Origin of the sequence: Streptomyces sp. NRRL WC-3742 (assembly GCF_000720635.1) — a bacterium.
GTDB lineage: Bacteria > Actinomycetota > Actinomycetes > Streptomycetales > Streptomycetaceae > Kitasatospora.
Window position 1 is genome coordinate 48,600 of record NZ_JOCF01000028.1, and the last position, 12,671, is coordinate 61,270.

The window sequence follows — 12,671 nt, forward strand, 5'->3', positions numbered from 1 at the left end:
CGCTACTGCGGCGCGCCCGTCCGGCCGGCCAGCACGGGCAGCACCTGCCCGCAGATCGAGTGCAGGGCGATGCGCTGCTCATCGGTCATCGCCTCGAACGCCTGGTGGGTGCGGGCCATCTCGCCGCGGATGCGGTTGAGGCTCTCGCGGCCCTCGTCGGTGATCACCACGATCTTCACCCGGCGGTCCCCGGCGGCGGCCTCGCGGTGGGCCAGGCCCAGCGACTCCAGCCGGTCCACGATCCCGGTGACGTTCGACGCGTCGCAGCCCAGCCGCCCGGCCAGCGCGCGCATCGGTACCGGCTCCTGGACGGCGCCCAGCGCCTTCGCCTGGGAGGAGGAGAGGCCGTGCCGGGCGGCGGCGGCCGCGAAGTCCTGGAAGTACGCGGCACCGACGGCGGCCAACACCTCCATCAGCTCGGCGTTGGTCGGGACGGTCGTCGTCGAGGTCGAACCCATGGCCCCAGGGTACGGCGAACTGCTTCAGTAACTCAAGCTTTGACCACAGCAACCGTCAGCGCGTCGCCGCGGGGACGCCTCACAGCACCGGTCACAGCACCAATCGCACCAGCAATCGCCGCACCGAAGTCACAGCACCGGTCACAGCACCAGTTGCTCGAACAGCCGCCGCAGCTCCACCTCGGGATCGGCGGTCAGCCCGGTGTGCACCGGCCCCGGCTGGACGACCGCGCTGCGCGGCGCCGTCAGCCAGCGGAAGCGCTGCCCGGGGCTGTCCGCGGCCGCCGGCCCGGCCTGCGGGCCGCCCTCGCAGACCGCCTCGATGCCCTGCAGCGCCCGCCGCACCCCCTGTACGTCCGCCACCGGGTCCAGCGCCAGCAGCCGCCCCTGGTCCAGATGGGTGCGCGCCGCCAGGTGCGTGCTGCGGCGGCAGTACAGCAGCACCCCGACGTTGACGCACTCGCCGCGCTCGACCCGCGGCACCGCCCGGATCACGGCGTACTCGTAGTCGTACAGCTCGACCACGGCCGGCAGCAGGCTCTGCGAGGTCTCGGTCATGCGCCCGCCCCGCCATCGATCGTTCGCTCGCTCCGCTCACTCATGCGGGCACCTCCGGCAGCCAGTCGCGCGGACCGGCCAGTCGCTCGGTCAGCTGGGCCCGGTACGCGGCGCGCACCGCCCCGGGCGAGTCGAAGCCCGGCTCGTCCACCAGCCAGACCTCGGGGATCTGCGCCACCGCGCCCTCTATGGCCTCCTCCGCCAGCGGCGCCAACTCCTTGTCGGCGGCGGCGAGGTCGGGCCGGTGGTGGATCAGCGCGTGGTCGGGGGCCACGTACGGGCGGCGCGCCCAGGCGGCCGCGCCCGGCCAGTTGTGGTGGAAGATCAGGCTCGCGCCGTGGTCGATGAGCCGCAGCCCGCCGGTGGCCACCAGCAGGTTGGGGTTGCGCCAGGAGCGGTCGACGTTGCCGATCAGCGCGTCGAACCAGAGCACCCGGCCCGCGAGTTCAGGGTCCACCTCGAAGCAGAGCGGGTCGAAGTTCAGCGCCCCGGAGACGAAGGACATCCCCAGGTTGGTCCCGCCGCTGGCCCGCATCTGGTCCTGGATCTGGTGGTCCGGCTCGCTGCGGGCGAGCACCGGGTCGAGGTCGACCGTCACCAGCTCGGGCACCGGCAGCCCCAGCCGCCGGCCCAGCTCCCCGGCCAGCACCTCCGCCACCAGCGCCTTGCGGCCCTGGGCGGCGCCGACCCACTTGAGCGCGTAGAGCCGCCGGTCGTCGGCCTCGACCAGGCCCGGCATCGAGCCGCCTTCTCGCAGTGGCGTCACGTACCGGATCGCCGTCACCTCGGGGAGCACGGCACGAGCTTATCCGGACGCCGCCCCCGTCGGCCGCCCGCACCGGCCGCCCCCACTGGCCCCGCCCGCACCGGCCGCCCCCACTGGCCCCGCCCCGGTGGCAGCCCCCGCTGCTCCGTGCGAGTGTGGCGGTCATCGATGGGGACAATCACGGAACGACCCGCACGGCAAAGGGATGAGCGATGGAACGACCTCGAATCCTGATCGTGGGCGGCGGCTTCGCCGGCCTCGAGTGCGCCCGCCGCCTCGAACGCAAACTCGCGCCCTCCGAGGCCGAGATCTCCCTGGTCACCCCGTTCAGCTACCAGCTCTATCTGCCCCTCCTGCCCCACGTCGCCGCCGGCGTCCTCACCCCCCAGTCGGTCGCGGTCTCGCTGCGCCGCAGCCTGCGCCGCACCCACATCATTCCGGGCGGCGCGATCGGCGTGGACCCGCAGTCCAAGGTCTGCGTGGTCCGCAAGATCACCGACGAAGTGATCGCCCAGAGGTACGACGTCCTGGTGCTCGCCCCCGGCAGCGTCACCCGCACCTTCGACATCCCGGGCCTGACCGACTACGCCCGGGGCATGAAGACCCTCGCCGAGGCGACGTACGTCCGCGACCACGTGATCGCCCAACTCGACCTCGCCTCCGCCACCCTGGACCAGAAGGAGCGCGAGTCCCGGCTCCAGTTCGTCGTAGTCGGCGGCGGGTACGCGGGCACCGAGACGGCCGCCTGCCTGCAGCGCCTGACCACCGCCGCCACCCACCGCTACCCGCGCCTGGACGCCCGGCAGATCAAGTGGCACCTGATCGACATCGCCCCGAAGCTGATGCCCGAACTCGGCGACGCCCTCGGCACCGCCGCCCTGGAGGTGCTGCGCGAGCGGGGCATCGAGGTGTCGCTGGGCGTCTCGGTGGCCGAAGTCGGCGCCGAGACCGTCAAGTTCACCGACGGCCGGGTACTCCCCTGCCGCACCCTGATCTGGACGGCCGGCGTGGCGGCGAGCCCGCTGATCGGCACCCTGGACGCCGAGACGGTGCGCGGCCGCCTCGCGGTGACGGCCGAGATGCGGGTGCCACAGTTCGAGGGCGTGTTCGCGCTCGGCGACGCGGCCGCCGTCCCGGACCTCGCCAAGGGCGACGGCGCGGTCTGCCCGCCCACCGCCCAGCACTCCGCCCGCCAGGGCCGCGCGGTGGCGAACAACGTGATCGCCTCGCTGCGCAACCAGCCCCTGGAGCCGTACTACCACAAGGACTTGGGCCTGGTGGTCGACCTCGGCGGCAAGGACGCGGTCTCCAAGCCGATGGGCGTCGAGCTGCGCGGGGTGCCCGCCCAGGTGGTGGCGCGCGGCTACCACCTGATGGCGATGCGCACCAACGCGGCCAAGTTCCGCGTCGGCGCGAACTGGCTGCTCAACGCGACCGCCGGGGACGACTTCGTCCGCACCGGCTTCCTGGCCCGCCAGCCCGCCCGGCTGCGCGACTTCGAGTACACCGACGCGTACCTGACGAGTGATCAGGTCCGCTCCCACGCCCAGTCCCTGCTCGCCAAGGGCTGACCCGCGGGCGTACGGACGGCCGCCCCTCGGCGCGAGGGGCGGCCGCCGCGCGGATCAGCGCGCGCTCAGGTACATCCCGCTCGCGTCCTGCCCGGCGGTGTTGCGGCAGGCGAAGTCACCGCTGGTGCGCCCCCACAGCAGGGTCAGGCAGCGCCCGAGCGCGGCCTGACCGTAGTAGTTGGGGTGCATGGACTCCTGCAGCACGCCCTGGGTGCTGTTCAGCCCGCCGTCCAGGAAGCGCGCCCACTCGCTGGTGGTCGCGGACGGCCCGGTGGAGGCGGTGGGCTGGCTGGTGGCCGTCGAGCAGACCTCGCGGCCCTGGAGCATGTCGGACAGGTCCAGGAACTGCGCGCCCTTGGCGGCGGCGACGCCCGCCAGCGCCGTGGAGATCTGCGGCACCATCGTGTCGCGCGCCCAGTCGGCGTCGCCGTCCCAGAACGGGCAGCCGCCGGTGTCGGAGCGGCTCCAGCCGCTCTCGGGGTAGCGCATCTCGGCGCTGCGCGGGATCGGCGACGGGTAGGACTGCAGCACCAGGCGGTAGTCGCCCTGGGCGTAGCCGGCCCCGGCCATCACGGCGCGGATCTCGTCGATGGCCTTGCCGACGCCCGCCATCGCGGTGGGCATCTTGGAGTCGATCGAGGACTGCGCCGAGTCGTGGCAGTACGAGTACCAGATCAGGTAGTCCTGCACGCAGTCGGAGATGACGCCGCTGAAGCCGAGGTCGTTGCCGCCGATCGAGAGCGTGATCAGCTTGACGTTGTTCTGGCGGGCGACGGTGGCGAGCTGGTCGGCCTGCGGGGCCTCGCCCTTGAGCGTCTGGCCGCCGTTGGAGGCGCGGAAGACGTTGGCGGTGACGGCCCCGGAGCAGGCCAGGTTGATCCGGTTCTGCGCGACGGTCGGGGCGCCGATCACCTCGGCGACGTCCGAGCGGTCGCAGCCGCTGGCGGCGGTGGCGCCGTACACGGTCGAGGGGTCGGCCGAACTGCCGTTCCAGGCCCGGTCGGTGCCGTTGCGGCTGCCGCTGGTCCCGGCGGCGTTGCCCTTCCAGCGGCCGGCCTCGCCGGAGATGTAGCTGTCGCCGAGGGTCACGCTGGCGGTCGGCCCCGTGGGAGCGGCCAGGGCAGGAGTGGCGGGCGCGGCGGAGGCGGCGGGCGCCGCGGCCACCAGCCCGGCCGCGGCGAGCGGCAGGGCGAGGGCGGCGGCGAGCAGCCGTGAACCGCGGCGCGCGGCGGGGCGGGTGATGCTCGAACTGTTTTCGGGCACGACGGAAACTCCTGCGGCTCGATCCCCCCGCATGGTGGGGACGGGGGGACGCGTCGGGATGGGGAAGGCCGCCGGCCGGTGGCGCCAAGAAGATGGCATGCTCGCGCAAGCCCGCGCCAGAGGCGTGCACGAGGTTTCCCGCTTTGTTACCGACGGGTTCAGACCAGCCGGGAGCGTCCACCGCCCGTTCCCAGGACCGCCGCCAGATCGTCGGCCAGCCGTCGTGCGTCCGTGGTGTCCAGCGCCGCCGTGGTGAATCTCAGTCCGGGCGGCGACTGGATGCGGTAGCGCGCGCCGGGAGCCACGACCCAGCCGCGCTGCACCAGCGCCGCCAGTGCCGAGGTCTCGTCCGGCACCGGCACCCAGACGTTCAGCCCGCTCTCCCCGTGCGCCTCGATCCCGCGCGCGGCCAGTTCGCCGAGCAGCGCGTCGCGCCGGGCGCGGTACGTGGCGGCCACCGCGGCCGCCGGCGCGGCGTCCGTGCGCCACAGCTCGGCGACGGTGCGCTGCAGCACGTGGCTGACCCAGCCGGCCCCGAGCCGCAGCCGCCCGGCGACCCTCCCGACGGTCTCCGCGTCGCCGACCGCCACGGAGAGCCGCAGGTCCGGCCCGTACGCCTTGGCCGCCGAGCGCACCACCGCCCAGCGCAGCGGCCCGGAGCCGGCCAGCGGGTGGTAGGGCTGGTCGACCATGCCGTGCCCGTGGTCGTCCTCGATCAGCACCACGTCGGGGTGCCCGGCGAGGACGGCCCGCAGCTCCTCGGCCCGGCGCGCGGTGAGCGCGGCGCCGGTCGGGTTCTGCGCCCGGCTGGTGACGATCACCGCCCGGGCACCCTCCTCCAGCGCGGCCGCGAGCGAGGCGGGCAGCGGCCCCTCGTCGTCCAGCAGGACGGGCGCGGGCCGCAGGCCCATGGCCGGCAGCAGGTCGAGCAGGCTGCCCCAGCCCGGGTCCTCCACGGCGACGGCGTCCCCGGGGCGCAGCCAGGCGCCGAGGATGCGCTCGACGGCGTCGAGGGAGCCGGAGGCGACGACGATCGGCCCGCCGGGTAGTGCGTCGGCCTCGAAGGAGGCGCGGGCGAGGTCGAGGAGCTCGGGCACGGCGGCGGCGCTGCCGTACAGGACGGGCGAGGTGCGGGCGGACTCGGCGGCGGCCGCGAGGGCCGCGCCGAGGTCGGGCAGCAGGGCCGGGTCCGGGTTGCCGGTGGAGAGGTCCCGCGCGTGCGGGGGGACGGGCACCTGGATCTGGTCGCGGGGGGTGAGGGAGGGGCGGGGCAGGACGCGGCTGCCGCGGCGCCCGGCCGTCTCGATCACTCCGCGGTCGCGCAGCAGCCGGTAGGCGGCGGCGACGGTGTTGGGGTTGACGCCGAGTTCGGCGGCGAGGTCGCGCAGCGGGGGAAGCGCGGTGCCGGGGGCGATCAGGCCCCGGCTGACTCCCTGTTCGATGTGGGCCGCGATCTCACTGGCGCGTCGCCCTTTGAGCGGATAGTCTCCTAGCACAAAGCAGATTATGCACTAGTACATAGAGGTTGTCATGTCGGTCCACACAGCAGACGCCACGGCGGGCGCGCCCGGCTACTCCCGCACCCCCCGCACCACCCCCACCCGCTACAAGGACCGCGCGACCTGGGAGCAGGAGGCCATCCACGCCATCCTCGACGCCTCCTACATCTGCCACCTCGGCTTCGTCGCCAACGGCGCCCCGGTCGTCCTGCCGACCATCTTCGCCCGGGTCGGCAGCCGGCTCTACGTCCACGGCTCCACCGGCAGCCGCCCGCTGCGCGGCGCCTCCGACGAGCAGGGCCTGCCCGTCTGCGTCACCGTCACCCTCGTCGACGCCCTGGTGCTGACCAAGTCCGCCTTCAACCACTCGGTGAACTTCCGCTCGGTCGTCGCCCACGGCACCGCGTACCAGGTCACCGACCCCGAGGAGCTGGACGTCGCCCTGGCCGCGCTGGTCGACCACACCGTCCCCGGCCGCTCCGCCGAGGTCCGCCCGGCCAACCCCAAGGAGCTGGCCGCCACCGCGGTCATCCGCCTCGACCTGGACGAGGTCTCCGCCAAGACCCGCGAGGACGGCGCCAACGACGACCCGGAGGACCTCGACCTGCCCCACTGGGCCGGCCTGATCCCGGTCACCACCGTGCACGGCGCCCCCGAGCCGGCCGCCCACACCACCGTCCCGCTGCCCGCGCACCTGAGCGCCTACCCCCGCTGACCAGGGAGTCCCCATGCTGATCCGCACCTGGGACCGCGGCGACGAACAGGAGTGGCGCGCCTGGCTGGCCGAGGGCCGCGACTTCGGCCTGCTCGCCGCCAACGGCGGGCCCGACGAGGGGCCGGTCCTCGTCCCCACCCACTTCCTCCTGGACGCCGACCGCGGCGAGATCCTGCTCCACCTGGCCGCGCCCAACCCGCTGCTGGCCGCCGTCCGCGCCGACCCGCACGTCACCCTCGCCGTCACCGACGGCTACGCCTTCGCCCCCGGCCACTGGCGCGGCTCCCCGGGCACGCCCACCAGCTACTACGCCTCCGTGCACTTCCACTGCACCGCCGAGATCGTGGAGTCCCCCGCCGCCAAGGCGGAGCTCCTCAACCGCCAGCTGGCGCACTTCCAGCCGGAGACGCCCGAGGTCCGCGTCGTGCCCGGCGAGGGCGAACTGGCCCGCCAGCTGCCCGGCATGCGGGGGCTGCGCCTGAGCGTGCGCGAGGTCCGGGCCAAGTTCAAGTACGACGACAAGAAGCGCCCCAAGGAGCAGCACGCCATCGCCGACCTGCTCGCCGAACGCGCCGAGGGCCCCGGCCGCGCCCGCGACCAGTACGCCGGCGCCCGCACCCAGCTGCTGCGCCGTCACCAGCTGCGCACGGCGGCCGCTCGCACCTCCGGCTGACCTGGCATCACCCGATCGGGCCCCGCCATTGGGCGCGGACCCGCCGCCACTGCTCGAATGTGAGACGAATCCTGCCCACTCGGCCGTAGGAGCGGGCCCGTCCACTCGGGGAGCGCGCTTGTCCACACCCACCAGCCACCGGGGCGGCGAGGCCCACCTCGGCCACGTGGTGTTCATCTCCGCGGCCGCCGCGATGGGCGGCTTCCTGTTCGGTTACGACAGCGCGGTGATCAACGGCGCCGTGACGGGCATCCAGAAGCACTTCGCGGTGGGCCACGGCACCACCGCCTTCGTGGTGGCCATCGCGCTGCTCGGCTCGGCCGCCGGCGCGGTGGTCGCCGGCCGCCTGGCCGACCACCTGGGCCGGGTGCGCACGATGCTGCTGGCCGCCGCGCTGTTCGCGGCCAGCGGCGTCGGCTCGATGTTCCCGCCGAACATCGAGACCCTGGCCACCTGGCGCGTGGTGGGCGGCATCGCGATCGGCATCGCCTCGGTGATCGCGCCCACCTACATCGCCGAGGTCGCCCCCACCGCCTACCGGGGCCGGCTCGCCTCCTTCCAGCAGATGGCGATCGTGCTGGGCATCACCGTCTCCCAGCTGGCGAACTGGGCGCTGAACCAGGCCGCCGGGGGCGAGTCCACCGGCCACCTCGGCGGCATCCAGGCGTGGCAGTGGATGCTCGGTGTGGAGACCGTCCCCGCCCTGGTGTACGGCCTGATGGCGCTGTCCATCCCCGAGTCCCCGCGCTTCCTGATCGCCGACCACCGCGAGGCGCAGGCCCGCAAGGTGCTGGTGGAGGTGGAGGGCGAGGACGTGGACCTCGACGCCCGGGTGGCGGAGATCCGCAGGGTGCTGGAGTCCGCCCACAAGCCGCGGCTCAGGGACCTGCTGGGCGGGCGCTTCGGCCTGCTGCCGATCGTCTGGGTCGGCATCGGCGCCTCGGTGTTCCAGCAGTTCGTCGGCATCAACGTGATCTTCTACTACTCCTCCTTCCTGTGGCAGTCGGTGGGCATCAACGAGTCCAACTCCCTGCTGATCAGCCTCTCCACCTCGATCATCAACGTGATCGGCACGGTGATCGCGATGGCCCTGGTGGACCGCATCGGCCGCAAGCCGCTGGCGCTGGCCGGCTCCATCGGCATGGCGGCCGCGCTGGGCACCGCCGCCTGGGCGTTCTCCTACCGCAACGGCACCGGCGACACCGCGACCCTGGACGACACCCATGCCACCGTCGCTCTGGTCGCCGCCCACGTGTTCGTCCTCTGCTTCGCCTTCTCCTGGGGCGTGGTGGTGTGGGTGCTGCTCGGCGAGATGTTCCCCAACCGCATCCGGGCACTGGCCCTGTCGGTGGCCGCCTCGGCCCAGTGGATCGCCAACTGGGCCATCACCGTCAGCTTCCCGGACCTCGCCGACTGGAACCTCTCCGCCACGTACGTCATCTACGCCGCCTTCGCGCTGCTCTCCATCCCGTTCGTGGCCTTCTGCATCAGGGAGACCAAGGGCCGCGCCCTGGAGGAGATGGGCTGATGCACGCCGACCCGCGCCGCACGCGGCCCGAGCCACCGAGAGGAAGCCATGACTGACCAGGGCGGCTCCCGGCAGAACGTCACCTTCCCGAGCAACGGCCGTACCGCGCACGGCTATCTGGCCCGCCCGCCGCAGGGCGTCGGCCCGGGCGTGGTGCTGGTGCAGGAGTGGTGGGGCCTGACCTCGCACGTCGCGGCGATGGCCGACCGCCTCGCCGCCGAGGGGTTCACCGTCCTCGCCCCGGACCTCTTCGGCGGCGCGACCACGCACGACGGCACCGAGGCGGCCCGCTTCAAGCGCGAACTGCCCGTCGAGCGGGCCGTGGAGGACCTCTCCGGCGCGGTCGGCTTCCTGCTCGCCCAGGACGGCGTGGTGGGCGACGCGGTCGGCGCCGTGGGGTTCTGCATGGGCGGCGGCTTCGCCCTGCTGCTCGCCGCCCACGAGGGCGACCGGGTGGCCGCGGTGGTGCCGTTCTACGGCCTGCCGCCCGACCCGGACTTCGACTACCGCGGCCTGACCGCCCATGTCCTCGGCCACTTCGGCGAGTTGGACGGCTCGCTGCCGATGGCCGTGGTCGACGAGGCGGCGATCCGCATCGGCGAGGCGACCGACGTCCGCCCCGAGTTCCACTTCTACCCGGCCGGCCACGCCTTCATGAACGACGAGAACCTGATCGGCACCTACGACCCGCTCCAGGCCCGGATCGCCTGGCGCCGCACCCTCACCTTCCTGTCCGGCCACCTGGGTTGAGCCCTCTCCCGCACCCTCCCCATCAGGCCCGAAAACCCGATGGACAGCTGTACGAACCCAGGCCATAGTCACCGGGTGCCGACCCCCGACTCCCCCGATTCCCCCGACTCCCCTGCTGCCTCCCCCGACTCCCCCTCCCCGGGCCGCCGCTACGCCTGGGCGAGCCGCAACTTCCGCATCCAGACCACGGCCACCGTCGTCAGCGGCCTCGGCAACGCCGGCGCCCCCATCGCCACCGCGTTCGCCGTCCTCGGCAACGGCGGCTCCGCCACCGAGGTCGGCTACGTCACCGCCGCCCGCCTGGTGCCCACCGTCCTGCTCCTGGTGCTCGGCGGCGCCCTCGCCGACCGCTTCCCCCGCCACCGGATCATGGTCGGCGCCAACCTGTTCAGCGGCGTCGCCCAGGCCGTCCTGGCCGCCCTGGTCCTGGCCGGGAACGTACAGCTGTGGCAGCTGCTGGTGCTCTCCGCGGCCGGCGGCGCCGGGTACGCCCTCTACTCCCCGGCCTCCGGCGGCATGATCATGCAGGCCGTCCCCCAGGAGTACGCCGCCAAGGCGTTCTCGGTCTTCCGGATGGGCCTGAACGCCTCCCAGATCGGCGGCGCCGCCCTCGGCGGGGCGCTCACCACGGCCGTGGGCCCGGGCTGGGTGCTCGCCCTGGACGCCCTGTGCTTCCTGATCGCCGCCTCCCTGCGCTTCCTCCTCGAACCCGAGACGGCCCCCGCCCCCGGCGGCAGCAGCATGCTGCGGGACCTGCACGAGGGCTGGCGGGAGTTCGTCTCCCGCCGCTGGCTCTGGGGGATCGTCCTGCAGTTCTCCGTCCTGGTCGCCTGCACCGGCGCCGTCGAGTCGGTGTACGGGCCCGTCGTCGCCGAGGAGCGGCTCGGCGGCGCGGGCAGCTGGGGCCTGGCGATGGCCGCGTTCGGCACGGGCCTGGTCGCCGCCGGGGTGCTGATGGCCCGCTGGCGCCCCCGCCGCCTGCTGCTGGTCGGCAACTGGGGCGTCTTCCTGTTCGGCGTGCCCGCGCTCGCGCTGGCGGCGAACGCGCCCCTGTCCGTGCTGACCGCGGCGATGTTCCTCTCCGGGGTCGGCGTCACCGTCTTCGGCGTCAACTGGATGGTCGCCCTCCAGCAGGAGATCCCCGAGGAGGCGTTCTCCCGGATCGTCGCCTACGACGAACTGGGCTCCTACTCGCTCTCCCCGGTCGGCACCGCCCTGGCCGGCCCGGCCGCCGCCGCCCTCGGCCTGAACGGCGCCCTGTGGGCCTGCGCCGCGCTCTGCCTGCTGCTCAGCGCCGCCGTCCTGGTCGACCCCCAGGTCCGCCGGCTGAGCAGGCGGAGCACGACGGACGCAACGGAGGTCGCGCGCGAGCGGGCGACCGCGCCGTGAGCGCCCCGTGCGCCCCGCGTGCGCCAGCCGGTGAGCAACCGGTGGTGCCCCTGGGGCGTCCGACCAGATGAACACCACCACCGTTCCTGGGGGGCCTCCGGTGCCGAAGCCACTGCTGTTCCTGGACGTCGACGGGGTGCTGAACCCGGTCTGCCCGCACCCGGACGCCGGATTCGACACGCACACCCTGCTCGGCTACGCCGTCCTGCTCAGCGACCGGCACGGCCGGTGGCTGCGCGAACTCGCCGGCACCTACGACCTCGTCTGGGCGACCACCTGGGAGGACCACGCCAACGAGCACATCGCCCCGGCGATCGGCCTCGACCCCCTCCCGGTGGTCCGCTTCACCGGCTACGTCCCCCAGCCCGGGGACCCGCGCGTCCCCCTGATGGAACTGTTCTCCGCCGCCAAGTGGGCCCCGCTGCTGCGCTACGCCGCCGGGCGCCCCTTCGCCTGGGTCGACGACGTCATCCCCACCCGGCTGGTGCGCAACTCCCTCTGGCGCCGCGACCGCCTGCTGCTGCGCATCGACCCCGGCCAGGGCCTGGAGCGCCACCACGTCGAGCGGCTGCTCACCCACCCGCCGCGCGAGCAGGTGCTCGGGGGACTCAGGGGGTCGGCAGCCAGCTGACGTGCCCGGCGAGCAGCGCGTACCCGACGAAGGCCACCGTGTCGATCAGCGCGTGCGCCGCCACCAGCGGCATCACCCGCCCCCAGCGCCGGTACAGCAGGCAGAACACCGCCCCCATCACCATGTTGCCGACCAGCCCGCCGACCCCCTGGTACAGGTGGTACGAGCCGCGCAGCGCCGAGCTCGCCACCAGCATCGCCGGCCAGGACCACCCCCGGCGGCTCAGCCGGCGCAGCAGGTAGCCGAGGACGATGACCTCCTCGAGGATCGCGTTCTGCCAGGCCGACATCACCAGCACCGGCACCCGCCACCACACGTCCGGCAGCCCGGAGGGCGCCACCGTCAGGTTGTACCCGGCCGCCTGCGAGGCCAGGTACAGCACCAGCCCGGAGCCGCCGATCGCCGCCGCCACGGCCGCGCCCCGGCCGAGGTCGCGCAGCTTCTGCCCGAGGTCGAAGCCCAGCACCCGCAGCGAGACGCCCTCACGCACCAGCAGGTACCCGACGAGCGCGACGGGTGCCAGGCCACGGCAGATGTAGTAGAGCTGCCACACCAGGTCCAGCCAGGGCCGCCCCGGTGCCCGAGAGCCGTTGAGGGTGGCGACCTGCTGGCCCAGCTTGATCGGCTCGGTGAGCGAGCCCGCGAAGCTGATCAGCGCGCTGACCCCGCTGGCCCCGAGCGAGAGCGCCAGCACGATCAGCAGTTCCACACCGAGCAGCCGGCGGCTCGCCCTCACGCTCTCCGGGTCGGCCGGGTCGGCCGGCTCCGTCGGCTCGGTCGGGACGGTGGTCACGGGGGCTCCAGGAGGGCGGTCGTCCCCACGGCCGACCAGCCGCAGGAACGATCATCCTGACACAGCGCCCCGGACAG

General features: G+C 73.8%; 13 protein-coding genes. 7 read left to right on the forward strand and 6 right to left on the reverse strand.

Translation table 11 applies throughout. The features are described from left to right. Window positions 1-2 precede the first annotated feature (2 nt). The 3 genes from IH61_RS0117235 to IH61_RS0117245 all read right to left on the reverse strand — a co-directional run bounded on the left by IH61_RS0117235 (window position 3) and on the right by IH61_RS0117245 (window position 1,812). Entirely contained in the window at window positions 3-458 is a 456-nt protein-coding gene (locus IH61_RS0117235; RefSeq protein ID WP_031070604.1) for a MarR family winged helix-turn-helix transcriptional regulator, read from the reverse strand. A gap of 141 nt (window positions 459-599) precedes the next feature. Next, on the reverse strand, window positions 600-1,016 hold the full coding sequence (locus IH61_RS0117240; RefSeq protein WP_078911165.1) for a DUF3037 domain-containing protein: 417 nt from the start codon (window positions 1,014-1,016) through the stop codon (window positions 600-602). 40 nt (window positions 1,017-1,056) lie between these two features. After that, window positions 1,057-1,812, reverse strand: a complete 756-nt coding sequence (locus tag IH61_RS0117245; RefSeq protein WP_031070607.1) for a HipA family kinase — start codon at window positions 1,810-1,812, stop codon at window positions 1,057-1,059. A gap of 182 nt (window positions 1,813-1,994) precedes the next feature. Here IH61_RS0117245 and IH61_RS0117250 point away from each other — a divergent pair, with 182 nt between their 5' ends. Continuing rightward, window positions 1,995-3,353, forward strand: coding sequence for an NAD(P)/FAD-dependent oxidoreductase (locus IH61_RS0117250; RefSeq protein ID WP_031070609.1), 1,359 nt, complete (start codon window positions 1,995-1,997; stop codon window positions 3,351-3,353). Window positions 3,354-3,407: 54 nt separating this feature from the next. Here IH61_RS0117250 and IH61_RS0117255 read toward each other — a convergent pair whose 3' ends face one another. Continuing rightward, a complete protein-coding gene (locus IH61_RS0117255) occupies window positions 3,408-4,616 on the reverse strand; it encodes a GDSL-type esterase/lipase family protein (protein WP_234327210.1) in 1,209 nt (402 codons plus the stop codon). A 158-nt stretch (window positions 4,617-4,774) separates the two neighbouring features. After that, on the reverse strand, window positions 4,775-6,112 hold the full coding sequence (locus tag IH61_RS0117260) for an aminotransferase class I/II-fold pyridoxal phosphate-dependent enzyme (protein ID WP_031070612.1): 1,338 nt from the start codon (window positions 6,110-6,112) through the stop codon (window positions 4,775-4,777). A 34-nt stretch (window positions 6,113-6,146) separates the two neighbouring features. Here IH61_RS0117260 and IH61_RS0117265 point away from each other — a divergent pair, with 34 nt between their 5' ends. The 6 genes from IH61_RS0117265 (at window position 6,147) to IH61_RS42925 (ending at window position 11,801) form a co-directional block, all read left to right on the forward strand. Then, on the forward strand, window positions 6,147-6,830 hold the full coding sequence (locus IH61_RS0117265; protein WP_031070614.1) for a pyridoxamine 5'-phosphate oxidase family protein: 684 nt from the start codon (window positions 6,147-6,149) through the stop codon (window positions 6,828-6,830). A 13-nt stretch (window positions 6,831-6,843) separates the two neighbouring features. Beyond that, window positions 6,844-7,503: an FMN-binding negative transcriptional regulator gene (locus tag IH61_RS0117270; RefSeq protein WP_031070616.1), complete on the forward strand. Its 660-nt coding sequence runs from the start codon at window positions 6,844-6,846 to the stop codon at window positions 7,501-7,503. Between the two features lie 118 nt (window positions 7,504-7,621). After that, a complete protein-coding gene (locus IH61_RS0117275; protein ID WP_051837265.1) occupies window positions 7,622-9,031 on the forward strand; it encodes a sugar porter family MFS transporter in 1,410 nt (469 codons plus the stop codon). Between the two features lie 48 nt (window positions 9,032-9,079). Beyond that, on the forward strand, window positions 9,080-9,781 hold the full coding sequence (locus tag IH61_RS0117280) for a dienelactone hydrolase family protein (RefSeq protein WP_031070620.1): 702 nt from the start codon (window positions 9,080-9,082) through the stop codon (window positions 9,779-9,781). Between the two features lie 75 nt (window positions 9,782-9,856). Continuing rightward, on the forward strand, window positions 9,857-11,170 hold the full coding sequence (locus IH61_RS0117285; protein WP_234327211.1) for an MFS transporter: 1,314 nt from the start codon (window positions 9,857-9,859) through the stop codon (window positions 11,168-11,170). Window positions 11,171-11,270: 100 nt separating this feature from the next. Further along, window positions 11,271-11,801, forward strand: a complete 531-nt coding sequence (locus IH61_RS42925; protein ID WP_051837267.1) for an HAD domain-containing protein — start codon at window positions 11,271-11,273, stop codon at window positions 11,799-11,801. Here the strand turns inward: IH61_RS42925 and IH61_RS0117295 are convergent. Then, window positions 11,779-12,537 carry a CPBP family intramembrane glutamic endopeptidase gene (locus tag IH61_RS0117295; RefSeq protein WP_031070626.1) on the reverse strand — a complete coding sequence of 253 codons (759 nt, stop codon included), beginning with the start codon at window positions 12,535-12,537 and terminating at the stop codon, window positions 11,779-11,781. The genes IH61_RS42925 and IH61_RS0117295 overlap by 23 nt on opposite strands. Window positions 12,538-12,671: the final 134 nt, after the last annotated feature.

Coding starts and splice junctions, on each gene's coding strand:
- IH61_RS0117235 (WP_031070604.1), bottom strand. CDS start 458: ATGGGTTCGACCTCGACGACGACCGTCCCGACCAACGCCGAGCTGATG.
- IH61_RS0117240 (WP_078911165.1), bottom strand. CDS start 1,016: ATGACCGAGACCTCGCAGAGCCTGCTGCCGGCCGTGGTCGAGCTGTAC.
- IH61_RS0117250 (WP_031070609.1), top strand. CDS start 1,995: ATGGAACGACCTCGAATCCTGATCGTGGGCGGCGGCTTCGCCGGCCTC.
- IH61_RS0117265 (WP_031070614.1), top strand. CDS start 6,147: ATGTCGGTCCACACAGCAGACGCCACGGCGGGCGCGCCCGGCTACTCC.
- IH61_RS0117270 (WP_031070616.1), top strand. CDS start 6,844: ATGCTGATCCGCACCTGGGACCGCGGCGACGAACAGGAGTGGCGCGCC.
- IH61_RS0117280 (WP_031070620.1), top strand. CDS start 9,080: ATGACTGACCAGGGCGGCTCCCGGCAGAACGTCACCTTCCCGAGCAAC.